General features: G+C 69.7%; 12 protein-coding genes and 3 pseudogenes. 5 read left to right on the top strand and 10 right to left on the bottom strand.

Annotation, left to right across the window (positions count from 1 at the left end):
* Positions 1 to 32: 32 nt before the first annotated feature.
* From ACFYXB_RS07535 to ACFYXB_RS07520, 4 genes and pseudogenes are all read right to left on the bottom strand, one after another.
* Positions 33 to 413: pseudogene (locus tag ACFYXB_RS07535) on the bottom strand (glycoside hydrolase family 92 protein); the annotation flags it as partial.
* A 26-nt stretch (positions 414 to 439) separates the two neighbouring features.
* Positions 440 to 649, bottom strand: a pseudogene (locus ACFYXB_RS07530) (hypothetical protein); the annotation flags it as partial.
* A gap of 419 nt (positions 650 to 1,068) precedes the next feature.
* Positions 1,069 to 3,786 carry an aconitate hydratase AcnA gene (gene acnA / locus ACFYXB_RS07525; RefSeq protein WP_389578815.1) on the bottom strand — a complete coding sequence of 906 codons (2,718 nt, stop codon included), beginning with the start codon at positions 3,784 to 3,786 and terminating at the stop codon, positions 1,069 to 1,071.
* 247 nt (positions 3,787 to 4,033) lie between these two features.
* A complete protein-coding gene (locus ACFYXB_RS07520; RefSeq protein ID WP_389578812.1) occupies positions 4,034 to 4,981 on the bottom strand; it encodes an NAD(P)-dependent oxidoreductase in 948 nt (315 codons plus the stop codon).
* Between the two features lie 965 nt (positions 4,982 to 5,946).
* On the opposite strand from ACFYXB_RS07520, the gene ACFYXB_RS07515 reads away from it, so the two are divergent.
* A complete protein-coding gene (locus tag ACFYXB_RS07515; RefSeq protein ID WP_389578809.1) occupies positions 5,947 to 7,476 on the top strand; it encodes a helix-turn-helix domain-containing protein in 1,530 nt (509 codons plus the stop codon).
* 125 nt (positions 7,477 to 7,601) lie between these two features.
* On the opposite strand, the gene ACFYXB_RS07510 is transcribed toward ACFYXB_RS07515, so the two are convergent.
* Positions 7,602 to 8,192 (bottom strand): TetR/AcrR family transcriptional regulator, encoded by a 591-nt coding sequence (locus ACFYXB_RS07510; protein WP_389579517.1) that lies wholly within the window; start codon positions 8,190 to 8,192, stop codon positions 7,602 to 7,604.
* 95 nt (positions 8,193 to 8,287) lie between these two features.
* On the opposite strand from ACFYXB_RS07510, the gene ACFYXB_RS07505 reads away from it, so the two are divergent.
* Both ACFYXB_RS07505 and ACFYXB_RS07500 read left to right on the top strand, forming a co-directional pair.
* Entirely contained in the window at positions 8,288 to 9,133 is an 846-nt protein-coding gene (locus ACFYXB_RS07505) for an SDR family oxidoreductase (RefSeq protein WP_389578807.1), read from the top strand.
* Positions 9,134 to 9,390: 257 nt separating this feature from the next.
* The gene (locus tag ACFYXB_RS07500; RefSeq protein ID WP_389578804.1) at positions 9,391 to 9,543 is read left to right on the top strand and encodes a hypothetical protein; all 153 of its coding nucleotides are present in this window, start codon (positions 9,391 to 9,393) and stop codon (positions 9,541 to 9,543) included.
* 100 nt (positions 9,544 to 9,643) lie between these two features.
* On the opposite strand, the pseudogene ACFYXB_RS07495 reads toward ACFYXB_RS07500, so the two are convergent.
* A pseudogene (locus tag ACFYXB_RS07495) lies at positions 9,644 to 10,090 on the bottom strand (phosphoesterase); the annotation flags it as partial.
* A gap of 154 nt (positions 10,091 to 10,244) precedes the next feature.
* Positions 10,245 to 10,412 carry a DUF4260 family protein gene (locus ACFYXB_RS07490; protein WP_389579515.1) on the bottom strand — a complete coding sequence of 56 codons (168 nt, stop codon included), beginning with the start codon at positions 10,410 to 10,412 and terminating at the stop codon, positions 10,245 to 10,247.
* A gap of 96 nt (positions 10,413 to 10,508) precedes the next feature.
* Here ACFYXB_RS07490 and ACFYXB_RS07485 point away from each other — a divergent pair, with 96 nt between their 5' ends.
* Positions 10,509 to 10,781, top strand: coding sequence for a DUF6059 family protein (locus ACFYXB_RS07485; RefSeq protein WP_389578802.1), 273 nt, complete (start codon positions 10,509 to 10,511; stop codon positions 10,779 to 10,781).
* An 81-nt stretch (positions 10,782 to 10,862) separates the two neighbouring features.
* On the opposite strand, the gene ACFYXB_RS07480 is transcribed toward ACFYXB_RS07485, so the two are convergent.
* A complete protein-coding gene (locus ACFYXB_RS07480) occupies positions 10,863 to 11,291 on the bottom strand; it encodes a DUF6299 family protein (protein ID WP_389578799.1) in 429 nt (142 codons plus the stop codon).
* Positions 11,292 to 11,616: 325 nt separating this feature from the next.
* Here ACFYXB_RS07480 and ACFYXB_RS07475 point away from each other — a divergent pair, with 325 nt between their 5' ends.
* Positions 11,617 to 11,805: a DUF5999 family protein gene (locus ACFYXB_RS07475; RefSeq protein ID WP_351351953.1), complete on the top strand. Its 189-nt coding sequence runs from the start codon at positions 11,617 to 11,619 to the stop codon at positions 11,803 to 11,805.
* A 12-nt stretch (positions 11,806 to 11,817) separates the two neighbouring features.
* Here the strand turns inward: ACFYXB_RS07475 and ACFYXB_RS07470 are convergent, their stop codons facing one another.
* Entirely contained in the window at positions 11,818 to 12,216 is a 399-nt protein-coding gene (locus ACFYXB_RS07470; protein WP_389578796.1) for a RidA family protein, read from the bottom strand.
* The gene (locus tag ACFYXB_RS07465; RefSeq protein WP_389578793.1) at positions 12,213 to 13,754 is read right to left on the bottom strand and encodes an acyl-CoA dehydrogenase family protein; all 1,542 of its coding nucleotides are present in this window, start codon (positions 13,752 to 13,754) and stop codon (positions 12,213 to 12,215) included. The genes ACFYXB_RS07470 and ACFYXB_RS07465 overlap by 4 nt, the downstream gene beginning before the upstream one ends.
* Positions 13,755 to 13,811 lie beyond the last annotated feature (57 nt).

The raw sequence follows: 13,811 nt of genomic DNA, 5'->3' as shown, positions 1-13,811 counted from the left end.
GCGGGCCCTCCTGTTTCACTTCATGCGGCCGGTCAGCTCACCGCGAGGGTGAACACGTGCAGGTCGCTGTTGTCCGGAAGCCGCACGCTCTTGATGCTCTTGCCGGCCGGCGCCTCGTACGGCTTGGTGGCGAAGACGTACGTCGCCACCGGGTCCTTGTCCGCACCGGCGACGTTGCGGTACGCGGCCTTGGCCACGACCACGTTGCCGTACTGGACGGTCCCGCCTCCGCCGCCGACGGTCCAGTCGGTGAAGGAGAGGTCGACGGTGTCCGTGGTGCCGTCGGTGTAGGTGACGGTCGCCCGGGTCTGCTGGTTGCCGTTGACCGCGCTGCCGACGAACGACAACTTGGCTGCCGGGGTGGGCAGTTCGATGCTCTGGCCGGCCGCCGTGGCGTTGTCCGGGCGCCCGGCGCGGCGGTGCTGTTGGCGTTGCCTCTGGTGTTCTCCGGACTCCAGGAGAGCATGCCGAAGGGCACGACGGCGCCCGGGAAGACGTTGCCGCCGTTCTTGGTGCCGATCAGCGGATCGACGTATGCCGTGGGGTCGTCGACCAGATCAGGGGGTGCGGCGGTCGCCGCGAGGGCGGGGGTGGCAGCGCCGACCGCGAGCGCGGCGGCGAGCAGCAGGGACGTGGGACGGAAACGCATGACGCGGCCCCTCCTCCTTCGGACGGGTCGCGCACCACAGGTCGCACAAGCCGCAGGGACAGTAGCGTGCGCCACCGCTACCACGGAAGACCGCGTGCACCGGCCGCGACGCCGATCCCGGCCGCGTCAACAGACCCGGGGTTCACCTGTTCGGGCTATCTCAAGTCCCTTGACATCGTTGTCGGTTGGGGCGATAGAGTCATGTACAGACCACTCAGACAACGTTGTCGCACCTCGGCGCCGACACAAGCCACGCTCCATCCGGACAGGTTGCTCCCCCCTTTGACCTGCCCGGCTCGCGGACCCGGTGCTGCCCGATTCACCGGGTCCGCCCAGAGCGGCCCAATGTCCCAGGGCAACGGAAAGGGCCGCATCCCCGTCTTCGGGGGATGCGGCCCTGGACCGCATTGCCGTACCGCTTACTTGCTGATCAGGCTCCGCAGCACGTACTGCAGGATGCCGCCGTTGCGGTAGTAGTCGGCCTCACCGGGGGTGTCGATGCGGACGACCGCGTCGAACTCGACGCCCGTGTCGGTGGTGACCTTGACCGTGCGCGGGGTCGTGCCGTCGTTGAGCTCGGTGACGCCGGTGAAGGAGAAGGCCTCCTCGCCGGTCAGGCCGAGGGACTCGGCGTTCTGGCCCTCCGGGAACTGCAGCGGCAGGACGCCCATGCCGATGAGGTTCGAGCGGTGGATGCGCTCGTACGACTCGGCGATGACGGCCTTGACGCCCAGGAGGGCCGTGCCCTTGGCCGCCCAGTCGCGGGACGAGCCGGAGCCGTACTCCGTGCCGGCCAGGACGACCAGCGGGGTGCCCTGCGCGAGGTAGTTGCGCGAGGCGTCGTAGATGTAGGAGACCGGGCCGCCGTCCTGGGTGAAGTCGCGGGTGTAGCCGCCCTCCGTGCCCGGCGCGATCTGGTTGCGCAGGCGGATGTTGGCGAACGTGCCGCGGATCATGACCTCGTGGTTGCCGCGACGGGAGCCGTACGAGTTGAAGTCACGACGCTCCACACCGTGCTCGGTGAGGTACTGGCCCGCCGGGGTGTCCGCCTTGATCGCACCGGCCGGGGAGATGTGGTCGGTGGTGACCGAGTCGCCCAGCTTGGCCAGGACGCGGGCGCCGGCGATGTCGGTGACCGGGGCCGGCTCCATCTGCATGCCCTCGAAGTACGGGGGCTTGCGGACGTACGTCGACTCGGCGTCCCACTCGAAGGTGTTGCCCGTCGGGATGGGCAGGGACTGCCACTGGGCGTCGCCCGCGAAGACGTCCCGGTAGGACTTGTTGAACATGTCCTCGCCGATGGCGTTCGCCACGACGTCGTTGACCTCGGCCTCGGTCGGCCAGATGTCGGTCAGGTAGACCGGCTTGCCGTCCTGGTCCGTGCCCAGCGCGTCCTTGGTGATGTCCACCTTCATGGAACCCGCGAGGGCGTACGCGACGACCAGCGGCGGGGAGGCCAGGTAGTTCATCTTGACGTCGGGGTTGATACGGCCCTCGAAATTCCGGTTGCCGGAGAGGACCGAGGTGACCGCGAGGTCGTGGTCGTTGACGGCCTTGGAGACCTCCTCCGGCAGCGGGCCGGAGTTGCCGATGCAGGTGGTGCAGCCGTAACCGACCAGGTTGAAGCCGACCTTGTCGAGGTACGGGGTGAGCCCGGCCTTGTCGAAGTAGTCGGTGACGACCTTCGAGCCCGGGGCGAGGGTGGTCTTGACCCACGGCTTGCGGGTCAGGCCCTTCTCCACGGCCTTCTTCGCGACGAGCGCGGCAGCGACCATGACGTACGGGTTCGAGGTGTTGGTGCAGGAGGTGATGGCCGCGACCGTCACCGCACCGTGGTCGAGCGTGTAGGTCGTGCCGTCGGGGGCGGTGACCTGGACCGGGTTGGACGGGGCGCCGTTCGGCGCGACGGCCGGGGCGTCGGAGGCCGGGAAGGACTCCTCGCCCGCCTCGTCGGCGGTGTCCACGTAGTTGCGGACGTCCGTCTTGAACTGCTCGGCGGCGTTCGCAAGGACGATGCGGTCCTGCGGGCGCTTCGGGCCGGCGATGGAGGGGACGACCGTCGACAGATCCAGCTCGAGCTTCTCGGAGAAGTCCGGCTCGGCCTTCGGGTCCAGCCAGAGACCCTGCTCCTTGGCGTACGACTCGACAAGCGCGACCTGCTGGTCGGAGCGGCCGGTCAGTCGCAGGTACTTCAGGGTCTCGTCGTCGATCGGGAAGATCGCGGCGGTGGAGCCGAACTCGGGCGACATGTTGCCGATGGTGGCGCGGTTGGCGAGGCTCGTCGCGGCCACACCCTCGCCGTAGAACTCGACGAACTTGCCGACGACGCCGTGCTTGCGGAGCATCTCGGTGATGGTCAGCACGAGGTCGGTGGCGGTGGTGCCGGCGGGCAGCTCACCGGTGAGCTTGAAGCCGACGACGCGCGGGATCAGCATGGAGACCGGCTGGCCGAGCATGGCGGCCTCGGCCTCGATGCCGCCGACGCCCCAGCCGAGCACGCCCAGGCCGTTGACCATGGTGGTGTGCGAGTCGGTGCCGACGAGGGTGTCGGGGTACGCCTGGCCATTGCGAACCATGACGGTCCGGGCCAGGTGCTCGATGTTCACCTGGTGGACGATGCCGGTGCCCGGCGGGACGACCTTGAACTCGTCGAACGCGGTCTGGCCCCAGCGCAGGAACTGGTAGCGCTCCTTGTTGCGGCCGTACTCCAGATCGACGTTCTGCTTGAAGGCGTCGTTGGTGCCGAACTTGTCGGCGATGACGGAGTGGTCGATGACCAGCTCGGCCGGGGCCAGCGGGTTGATCTTCGCCGGGTCACCGCCGAGCTCCTTGACGGCCTCGCGCATCGTGGCGAGGTCGACGACACAGGGCACGCCGGTGAAGTCCTGCATGATCACGCGGGCCGGCGTGAACTGGATCTCCTGCGACGGCTGCGCCTGGGAGTCCCAGGAGCCGATCGCGCGGATGTGGTCGGCGGTGATGTTCGCGCCGTCCTCGGTGCGGAGCAGGTTCTCCAGCAGCACCTTCAGGCTGTACGGAAGGCGAGCCGAGCCTTCCACCTTGTCCAGCCGGAAGATCTCGTACGACTCGTCGCCCACCTGCAGCGTGCTGCGGGCGTCGAAGCTGTTCGCCGACACGACAGTCTCCTTCATTGATGTGCGCGTACTCACCGCAATCCTGCCGCCACGACGCCTTGGCCGATCAGCTAAGGTAAGGCTAACTTAGGTAGCCCTTACTGGGTGGCGACTGCGGTGCACCTCGGCAGATATCTCGATGTCGAGATAACTCTAGTACATGGGGGCGGGATGGTCATGCCCGGACCCGGCTGTCCGTTCTCACCGAAGCCAGTCGGCGTCTCATCCAACCCAGTCGAGTCATAGCCGGTCAGGCCTGCGGTGCCAGGCCGTCGTCCACGGGGACGTTCTGGGCTTCCAGCGTGATGCCGGAGTTCCTGGCCTGCTCAATGATCAAGGCGGCGAAATCCTCCTCGACATGCCCTGCCCCGATGGCACCCGCGACGAGCTGAGCGGTGGCGGCGGCGAGCGGCATCGGGACCTCCAACTCGCGGGCCGCGGACAGCCCCAAGTCGAAGTCCTTGCGCAGCAGCGGCATGGTGAACGTCGGCTTGAAGTCCATGTTGACCAGCGCGGGCGACTTGTAGCGGGTGTAGACCGAACCCATCACGGAGTCGTTGAGGAATTCCAGGAAGGCGGCACGGCTGACACCGCCCTTCTCCGCAAGGATGGTGATCTCGGCCAGCGACTGGGTGACGACACCGAGGAAGACGTTGTGCGCGATCTTGACGAGACGGGCGACTTCGTCCTCGCCGACGTAGGTCACCCCGCGCCCCAGCCGTGCCAGCAACGGCTCGACCTGGTCGAACACCTCGCGCGAGCCGGAGACCGCGACGGTCAACTTGCCTGCGGCGATCACCTTCGGGTTCCCACTCACCGGGGCGGCCAGGAAGTCGGTCCCACGCGTGGCGGCTGCTTTCCGGATCAGCGCGGACATCTGCGTGGACACCGTGGAGCTGTCGACCAGCACCCCCGGTGCGGCATCCGGCGAGGTCAGCACGCCGCCAGGGCCCGTGGTGACCGCCTCCAGGTCGGGTGAGGCGGAGACCATGGTGAAGACGACGTCCCGGTCGGCCAGATCGGCCGGCCGGTCGACGATTGTGGCTCCCCGTTCAGCCAGCGGTTCGGCCTTGGCGCGGGTTCTGTTGTAGACGGCTACGTCGTGCCCCGCGTCCAGCAGCCGGGCGGCGAGCTGGAAGCCCATGCGGCCGGTACCGATCCAGCCGATGCGCGGGCGGTCCTGGGCGACATACGTCATTTCTGTACCTCGATCCTGGAAGGCGGCTCGATCTATGCGGCCCTGCAGCTCACCGACCGGATCGCGGCATACACCGACAAGGTGCCGACACGCGACGGCCTCTGCATCGGATTGCATAACCATCCCGCCCTGCCTGGGGCGGTGAGGATGGAGACGTGCTGGGACCACACCCGCGTATGCGAGCAAATGTGAGTCTGCGTCCACACACACTCGCTCGGCTTCAGGCGCAACCGCAGGCACTCCAGGCGGGTGACAGCGTGCCTGGCCCAGACCGCATCGACTGGGTTGGATGAGACGGCGACTGGCTTCGGTGAGAACAGACACCGGCTGTCCTGTCCGAGTAGAACTGGGGCAGTCACACTCTTTCCGGGGCGCCGGTGGCTGTGTCTCAGCCCTTCTCGGGCAACTAGCGCGGTGTTTCAGTCTCTCTGAGGTGCCGCTGCCGCGCCTTCCCTACGGTCGCTGTACCGCGTCGACGCTTGGTGGTGGGGGCCGGGACGGATTCGCCGGACGCCGGGTTCGGCCGGTCGGGCCGGATGGTGCCCTGCGCAAGGGCCCGCTGTCCGTGATGTGGTCGTTGCGGTTCAAGGCCGGCCATCCGTCGCGGTCCTTTCCCTCGTGTCGGGGGCAGGGGATCTTCACCGGCTGGTACTGGTCAGCGACGGGCGATGGGCACGTTCCGTATGAGGCCTGGCTGGAGCGCCATCACCTCACGCGGCTCGACTTCGATCTTGCCTTGGTCGGCGTGGATGCCCAGCCGTTCACGCTGTCCTGGCGGGACGACGAGTGGGGTCCGCTGCCGACGCGCCCTGTAGAGCACGTTGCGGCATTTGCTCCGATACACCCGAATCATCCCAGCGTCCAACGAGCGGCACACTCGCACCACCAGGCACCATGGACATGCCGTCACCCGAATGGACCCCCCCCAACAGGTGCCATCTCATATCTGAGATAGCCTCGACCACATGGCAGACGACTACCTCGTACGCATCGGCCGACTCATCCGTGACGCCCGGCAACACCGAGGCTGGACACAGGCACAGCTCGCGGAGGCGCTCGGCACCAGCCAGAGTGCCGTGAACCGTATCGAACGCGGCAACCAGAACATCAGCCTTGAGATGATCGCCCGAATCGGTGAAGCCCTGGACAGTGAGATCGTCTCGCTGGGCTACGCGGGCCCGATGCATCTGCGGGTCGTCGGTGGCCGTCGGCTGTCCGGCGCCATCGACGTCAAGACGAGCAAGAACGCCTGCGTCGCCCTGCTGTGCGCCTCGCTGCTCAACAAGGGCCGTACTGTGCTGCGCCGGGTCGCGCGGATCGAGGAGGTGTACCGCCTCCTGGAGGTGCTCAACTCCGTCGGCGTGCGCACCCGCTGGATCAACGACGGCGTCGACCTGGAGATCGTGCCGCCGGCCGAGCTGGAGCTGGCGGCGATCGACGCGGAGGCGGCCGTACGGACGCGCTCCATCATCATGTTCCTCGGCCCGCTGATGCACCGCATGGACCGCTTCAAGCTGCCCTACGCCGGCGGCTGCGACCTCGGTACGCGGACGATCGAGCCGCACATGATCGCGCTGCGCCGGTTCGGGCTCGAGGTCACCGCGACGGAGGGGCAGTACCACGCCGAGGTGGACCGCTCGGTGCGCCCCGGGCGCCCGATCGTGCTGACCGAGCGCGGGGACACCGTCACCGAGAACGCGCTGCTGGCCGCCGCCCGCCACGACGGCGTCACGGTCATCCGCAACGCGTCCTCCAACTACATGGTCCAGGACCTCTGCTTCTTCCTGGAGGCCCTGGGCGTCCGGGTCGACGGCATCGGCACCACCACGCTCACCGTGCACGGCGTGCCGACCATCGACGTCGACGTGGACTACTCCCCCTCCGAGGACCCGGTCGAGGCGATGAGCCTGGTGGCCGCCGCGGTGGTCACGGAGTCGGAGCTGACGGTGCGGCGCGTGCCGATCGAGTTCCTGGAGATCGAGCTGGCGGTCCTGGAGGAGATGGGCCTCGACACCGACCGCACACCGGAGTACGTCGCCGACAACGGCCGTACGCGACTGGTGGACCTGACCGTGCGGCCTTCCAAGCTGGAGGCGCCGATCGACAAGATCCACCCGATGCCGTTCCCCGGCCTGAACATCGACAACGTGCCGTTCTTCGCGGCCATCGCGGCGTCCGCGCAGGGAAAGACGCTGATCCACGACTGGGTCTACGACAACCGCGCGATCTATCTCACGGACCTCAACCGTCTCGGCGGCCGCCTCCAGTTGCTCGACCCGCACCGCGTCCTGGTCGAGGGCCCCACGCGCTGGCGCGCGGCGGAGATGATGTGCCCGCCGGCCCTGCGTCCCGCGGTGGTCGTCCTGCTGGCGATGATGGCGGCGGAAGGCACGTCGGTGCTGCGCAACGTGTATGTCATCAACCGGGGTTATGAGGATCTCGCCGAGCGCCTCAACTCGATCGGGGCGCAGATCGAGATCTTCCGGGACATCTGAGTAACGCCGACACTGTTCTACTGAAGTTCTACGGACAATCGAGTGCCACCGCTCGCAGATCCGGAAGCACTTGGCTTCCCGGGAGGCGTATCGACAGGTGAGTCCGGCGATTGTCGTGCGCCGGTTCAGGGGTGCCCGTCCGGAGGCTGGAGGGAGTCGAGCCAGCGCAGGAGGCGGGCCCCCTCGCGGGTCATGATGTCCGGCTCGCGCAGGGCGTTGGCCAGGAGTGACATGCCCTGGTAGGCGGAGATGAGCGTGAGGGCCAGGTCCTCCGGTTCGGACAGATCCAGCTCGCGGAACTGGCGTCCCGCCCAGTCCAACAGCCGCCGGATCACTGCGCCGACCTCCGCATCGAGGGTCCCGTCGGCGCGCTTGTCGAGTTCGACGGCCAGGGTGCCGGTGGGGCAGCCGTGGCGGGCGGCGACGTCACGCTGGTCGACCCAGGCTTCTATCAGCCCCTTGAGGCGGTCGAGCGGGTCGGCCAACTGCTCCAGTCGGCCGGTGAGTTCGTCCAGGTGCGCGCTGTGCTCGGACAGCGCGGCCCGGACCAGCTCGTCCTTGGTCTTGAAGTAGTAGTAGACGTTCCCGACAGGGACGTCGGCCTCACGCGCGATGTCGGAGAGGGTGGTGCGTTCGACCCCCTGCTCGTGCAGGACCCGGGCCGCCGCCGCCGTGAGCCGTTGACGCTTCTGCGACGCCCGCACCCGCCGATTCACTGAGTTGGTCACCCAACTGACTATAGACAGCCAGCCGCGGGAGCGTGCTACCGTCACTTCTAAGTCAGTCAACTAACTAACTTCAAGGGGGCACGATGATCACAGTGACGGGCGCAACCGGCAACATCGGGCGGACGCTGGTGGAACTGCTGGCCGAGGCGGGCGAGGAGGTCGTGGCCGTGTCGCGGCGTCCCCAGCCCGCCCACCCCGCGGCCGGCGTCCGGTGGGCTCAGGCCGATGTCGGGGACGCCCCGAGCATGCGCCCCGCCCTCGAAGGCACCCGCGCGCTATTCATCCTGCTGAGCGGCGAGCTCAACAGCCGGGGCGAGAGCCCCGACGCCCTGATCGGCGCGGCCACAGACGCCGGGATCGAGCGGATCGTCCTGGTCTCCTCGCAGGTCAGCGCCACTCGCCCCGAGGCGCTCTCGCACGCCCGCCTGCGGGAGTTCGAGGCGGCGGTGCGTGCGTCCGGCGTCGAGTTCACCATCCTGCGCCCCGGTGGTTTCGCCTCCAATGCCTTCGCCTGGGCCGAGACGGTCCGCACCAAGCGCACGATCTTCGCCCCGTTCGGTGACGTGGCGCTGCCCGTCATCGACCCGGCGGACATCGCCGCGGTCGCCGCGGCCGCACTGCGCGATGACGGGCACGCGGGCCGCGCGTACGAGCTGACCGGCCCTGAGCTGATCAGCCCACGTCGGCAGGCTGTAGCCATCTCCGAGGCGCTGGGCGAGGAAGTGACCTTCGTGGAGTTGTCTCGCGAGGACGCTCATCTCCACATGAAGCAGTTCATGCCGGAGGAGGTCGTCACCGGCACTCTCGATGTCCTCGGCGTCCCGCTCCCGGCCGAGCAGAAGATCAGCCCCGACGTGAAGGCCGTCCTTCACCGCCCGGCCGGCTCCTTCGGCGAGTGGGTCGCGCGCAACCTGCCGGCGTTCCGCTAGAACCCGTCCCGGGCGCGCGAAAGACTGCGCGCCCGGGACAGCTCCGCGGCGCTCTAGGCGCCCAACTCACTGCGCTTTACGGCCGTCACGAACGAGGCCCAGTCGCCGGCCCCTGTCGTCGCCGAAATCACGCGTGAAGCCCGCGCAACCGTTGCCTGGCCATCGGAGGGGGAGCCCTCGAAGCCGTCGAGTCCCTGTGTGCCGAACTGGAGAAGACCCCGACGTTCGGACGCCGTGCCCTTAGTGCCGTCGGCGACATGAAGCTCTACACGACCCGTCTCGAAGCCACGGACACCCGCCCGGCCCTGACCGTCACCTACGTCTACGACGCCCCGCCGCCCGAGCCCGGTCTGATCCGGATCGCGCTCGTGTCCCCGGTGCGCTTTGCAGGTGGCGGTGCGGAGATCTGACACCCGCGCCCTCCAGGCCGGCCGGTGACCTGACCCAACGTCAAGGGCCCCTGCCCGGCGTCACCGCCGGGCAGGGGCCCTTGAGATCGGTCGGGCTACATCAGCCGTCGTTCTCCGACGACGGGAGGTAGGCGCCCGGTACGTCGTTCGGCGAGTAGATCTTGCTCTCGCCGGGGTACGGCGTCTTCCAGTTGTGCGTCTCGTACCACGTGAAGTGGTTCATCTGCGCGGGGTTGGCGAAGTCGGGCACGGCGCCCGGTCCGGTCAGCCGCTGGTGCGACTTCCATGCGTCCCACCGCGCCGCGAGCGCCTGCTTGTCCGCCGGCACCGCTGCAGACGTCGGCGCGGGCGCCGCCTTGGCGTCCTGAGGCGCCGGGGTGTCCGCGCCGCAGGTGGGCTGGGGGCTCACGCCGAGGGTCAGCGAGGTCCGGTTGGGCACCGCCGTGAACGGCGTGTTGTTCGCGTGCCCGGTGAACGCCCCACGCATCGGGGTGGCCGCGCTGTCCTTCTGGTTCATCGGGTGGATCCCGAGGATCTGCTCGATGACCTGGGTGACCGACCTGCCGTGCCAGCCGTTCTGGGTGAAAGCCCGACGGCCACGGCGACACCCGCGTCCTGCACAGGTGGTGCGGTGGTCGGGTTTCCGAGGCGCCGTGGACCCGGACGAGCCTCGCAGCAACGGCTTGCGTGGGACCAAAGCGTCAGCGCTGCCAGCCGTCGGCGGTACGCAGGCCGAATCCGAAGGCCCGGTCGGAGGCGATGTGCTGCAGCCAGGCCGGACCGAAGTTGAACAGGGGGACGGCAATGGCCGGCGAGTTGGGGATCAGACAGGTGAGCATGATGACGACGGCGGCGACGAGCCGGTGTATGCCGTGAGTCGTTCAAGCAACCCTTCAGGCCGAGCGGTGACCATGGTGCCGACGGGTCGTCCGGGGACGTCCTCGGGACCGGCTTGGAGGGGCGGTATGAGGCTGAGGTTCTGGCTCGGCAGGGTCGGCGCCATCGCGATGAAGCAGCTGTTCATCCAGCTCAACGGTCTCGGCGTCTTCTTCGTCGGACCGCTGCCCGGTGTCCACTACGTCGCCCTGGGCACCGGCTCCGACCCCGCTCCCCGGGAAGCGCCGCCACCGGGGCCCCCGCCCGGGCACCCGGAGCGGCACTGCGCGACCCCGCCGAGCCGGGAAGAGCGGGAGCTGTGGGCGTCGCTCGGCATCGACACGGAACGCACCGGAAGGTGACGCATCGCCACATCACATACACGGCGACGCGACGACGGCCGCGCCTGCCCGGCGGGCGGCGCGGCCGTCGCGTGTACGCGGTCAGTTCGCGACGAGTGTCACGTCCTGCTGTCGCGACGCGTGGAACGCCGGCAGGGGCAGGCCGCCCTGGGGGTGGAGTTCCATGACGGTGGCCTCGACCTGGGCCGCGCCGGGGGCGACCTTGTCCGACGTGACCTTCCCAGTGTTCTCCCAGGTGTGCTCGGCGCCGTCACAGACGGCCAGGGTGCCGCCGATGCCGTGCTTCACCTGCGCGTCGCCCTGGCTGACCGAGGAGCTGACGAACACCGGACCGGTGCCGCCGGTGCAGCGGTAGGTGCCGGTCAGGGTCACGGTGCCGTCAGCGGTGATACGGCCCGTCGGGTCGACGCTCACCGACTCGTACGGGTCGGCGGTGGCGGGGGCGACGGCCGCGGCGAGCAGCAGGGCCGCCGCGCCGACGGCGGCGCCGAGGTGGGGACGTACGGGCATGGGGTTCCTCCCGGAACGTGGGGTGGGGTTTTCCCAGGTAGTTACCGGGCCGCTGCGATCCCGTCCGTGATCTTCACTCCATCGGTGGCGCGTCATGGGCGTCATGGAACGGTCAGGGGGTCGTCCGTGTGTTGTCACCCTTCGCCACAGGCCGTTCCTAGGAGTTCCCGAGCGGCGCATGGTCTACTGTGCCGGGCGGCGAAAGGCCGCGAGGGAGCCGAAGGGCCGAGCACGATCGCCGCCTCGGCGCCGGCTGGAAGCGCCCCGTAGGTGACCGAGCCGTCAGGGGGGCCGGCACCCGTCACATCCGACGCGGAGGTGCGCCATGTGTTCACACCAGACCCAGAGCCACGACAGCGGCGCCCCGCACATTGTCGCCGCCCACCCGGAGCAGGGCTGGAACCTGCTGTGCGACGGCACGATCCACTTCGACGACACCGGCGAGTTGCACCCCGACGGAAGCGTGGTGCAGCCGCACCGGGTACCGGCCGAACGGCTCACGATCGCGGCCTGAGCAGTTCCCGACCTAGGGCAGGACCGCGAAGCCGTCGATTTCGACCTGCGCCCGCTCGTCCCAGAGGCGTACGACCTCGACGACCGCCATCGCGGGATAGTCCCGGCCCGCCGACTCCCGCCAGATACGGCCGAGTTCGGGGGCGTGGGTGCGGTAGGCGGCGACGTCGGTGGCGTAGACGGTGACACGAGCGAGGTCGGCGGGGGTGCCGCCCGCCGCGCGCAGGGCGGTGAGCAGGTTGGCCAGGGCCCGCTCGAACTGCTCCGGGAGGGTGTCGCCGGTGATCTTTCCGTCGGTGTCGAGGGCGGTCTGGCCGGCCAGGAAGACCACCCGGGTGCCCGTGGCGACGACGGCGTGCGAGAAGCCGGCGGGCGGGGAGAGCTCGGGCGGGTTGAGGCGCTCGGTCGTCACGGGGTCTCCGGGTGCTCCTGGGTGGCGGGCAGGGCGGCGTACAACTCCTTGGCGATGATGCCTCGTTGGACCTCGCTCGCGCCCTCGTAGACGCGTGGGGCGCGCACCTCGCGGTAGAGGTGTTCGAGCAGGTGGCCGCGGCGCAGGGCGCGGGCGCCGTGCAGCTGGACGGCCTTGTCGACGACGTACTGCGCGGTCTCGGTGGCGAGCAGCTTCGCCATCGCGGCGCGCCGGGGGACGTCCGGGGAGCCGGCGTCGTACGCCGTCGCCGCCGCGTAGACCATGAGGCGGGCGGCGTCGGTGCGCAGCGCCATCTCCGCTACCTGGTGGGCGACCGTCTGCAGGTCGCTCAGCTTGCCGCCGAACGCGTCCCGCCCGCGCGTGTGGGCGAGGGTGGCGTCGAGCGCGGCCTGTGCCATGCCGACGGCGAAGGCGCCGACGCTGGGGCGGAAGAGGTTCAGCGTGCCCATCGCGACACGGAACCCGCGGTCCACCTCGCCGAGCACGTCGTCACCGGTGACGGGTACGGCGTCGAAGGCGAGGCTGCCGATGGGGTGCGGAGAAAGCATCTCCAGGGCGGCGCCGGTGAGGCCGGGCCGGTCGGCGGGAACGAGGAAGGCGGTCACCCCGCGGGCCCCGGCGCCGGACGTGGTGCGCGCGAACACGGTGTAGAAGTCGGCCTCGGGGGCGTTGGAGATCCAGCACTTCTCACCGGTGAGGCGCCAGCGCCGGGGGCCGTCGGGGCGGGCGTCGAGGGGGGAACCGCTGGGGCCGACCCTCCCGGTGGGGTCGCTGCTCGCCGAGCCGCCCTTCGCCGAGTCGGCCGTCCCGGCGGCGCCGCCCCGCTCCTGATCGGTGCGCGACTCGAAGGCCGCCGCGCCCGAGCCGCTGTTGCCGCCGCCGACTCTCGGATCCGCCCGTACCCCACGAGGCCGCGCACCCACGGCGCGGGGTGCACCACCCCGCCCCAGGCCCTCCCCCATGACGACGGCCGCATTGTCCTCGTCGCCACTGCCGCCGCCCACCCCCGGATCGGGCCGCGCCCCGCGAGGCCGCGTCCCCACGCTGCCGGGTGCCCCACCCCACTTCGGCCCCTCCCCCGTGTCCTCGTCGCCCGAGCCTCCGCCCCCTTCCGGGACCGCGCGCAGCGCGAGTGCCGCCGCGTCCGAACCCGCCCCCGGTTCGGACAGGGCGAACGCCGCCACCGTCGTTCCGTCCGTGACGCCGGGCAGCCAGCGCTCCCGTTGGGCCGGGGTGCCGTGGGCGTGGATCGGATGGGCGCCCAGGCCCTGGAGGGCGAGGGCCGTCTCCGCCTCCGTGCAGGCGCGGGCGAGGGACTCGCGCATCAGGCAGAGATCCAGGGCGCCGGAGGTGAACAGGCGGGAGAGCAAACCGAGTCGGCCCAGTTCCGCGACCAACGGGCGGTTGACGCGGCCGGGCTCGCCCTTCTCGGCGAGTGGGCGCAGCCGCTCGGCGGCCAGCGTGCGCAGTTCGGCGCACCAGGCGGTTTGCTCGGGTTCGAGTGAGAATGCGGGCACTGCCGGTCCTCCCTCCACGACGGGCCGTCCTGACCCCACTCGACGGTATCGCGCACC

This window comes from Streptomyces sp. NPDC002619 (assembly GCF_042889305.1).
In the GTDB taxonomy this organism is placed as follows: Bacteria; Actinomycetota; Actinomycetes; order Streptomycetales; family Streptomycetaceae; genus Streptomyces.
Note: the sequence above shows the minus strand (reverse complement) of the source record. Positions and strands in the feature narration are given on the sequence as shown.

Excerpts from the sequence above, each read along its gene's own strand:
- ACFYXB_RS07520 (WP_389578812.1), bottom strand. The coding sequence starts at position 4,981 with ATGACGTATGTCGCCCAGGACCGCCCGCGCATCGGCTGGATCGGTACC.
- ACFYXB_RS07515 (WP_389578809.1), top strand. The coding sequence starts at position 5,947 with ATGGCAGACGACTACCTCGTACGCATCGGCCGACTCATCCGTGACGCC.
- ACFYXB_RS07505 (WP_389578807.1), top strand. The coding sequence starts at position 8,288 with ATGATCACAGTGACGGGCGCAACCGGCAACATCGGGCGGACGCTGGTG.
- ACFYXB_RS07500 (WP_389578804.1), top strand. The coding sequence starts at position 9,391 with ATGAAGCTCTACACGACCCGTCTCGAAGCCACGGACACCCGCCCGGCC.
- ACFYXB_RS07485 (WP_389578802.1), top strand. The coding sequence starts at position 10,509 with ATGAGGCTGAGGTTCTGGCTCGGCAGGGTCGGCGCCATCGCGATGAAG.
- ACFYXB_RS07480 (WP_389578799.1), bottom strand. The coding sequence starts at position 11,291 with ATGCCCGTACGTCCCCACCTCGGCGCCGCCGTCGGCGCGGCGGCCCTG.
- ACFYXB_RS07475 (WP_351351953.1), top strand. The coding sequence starts at position 11,617 with ATGTGTTCACACCAGACCCAGAGCCACGACAGCGGCGCCCCGCACATT.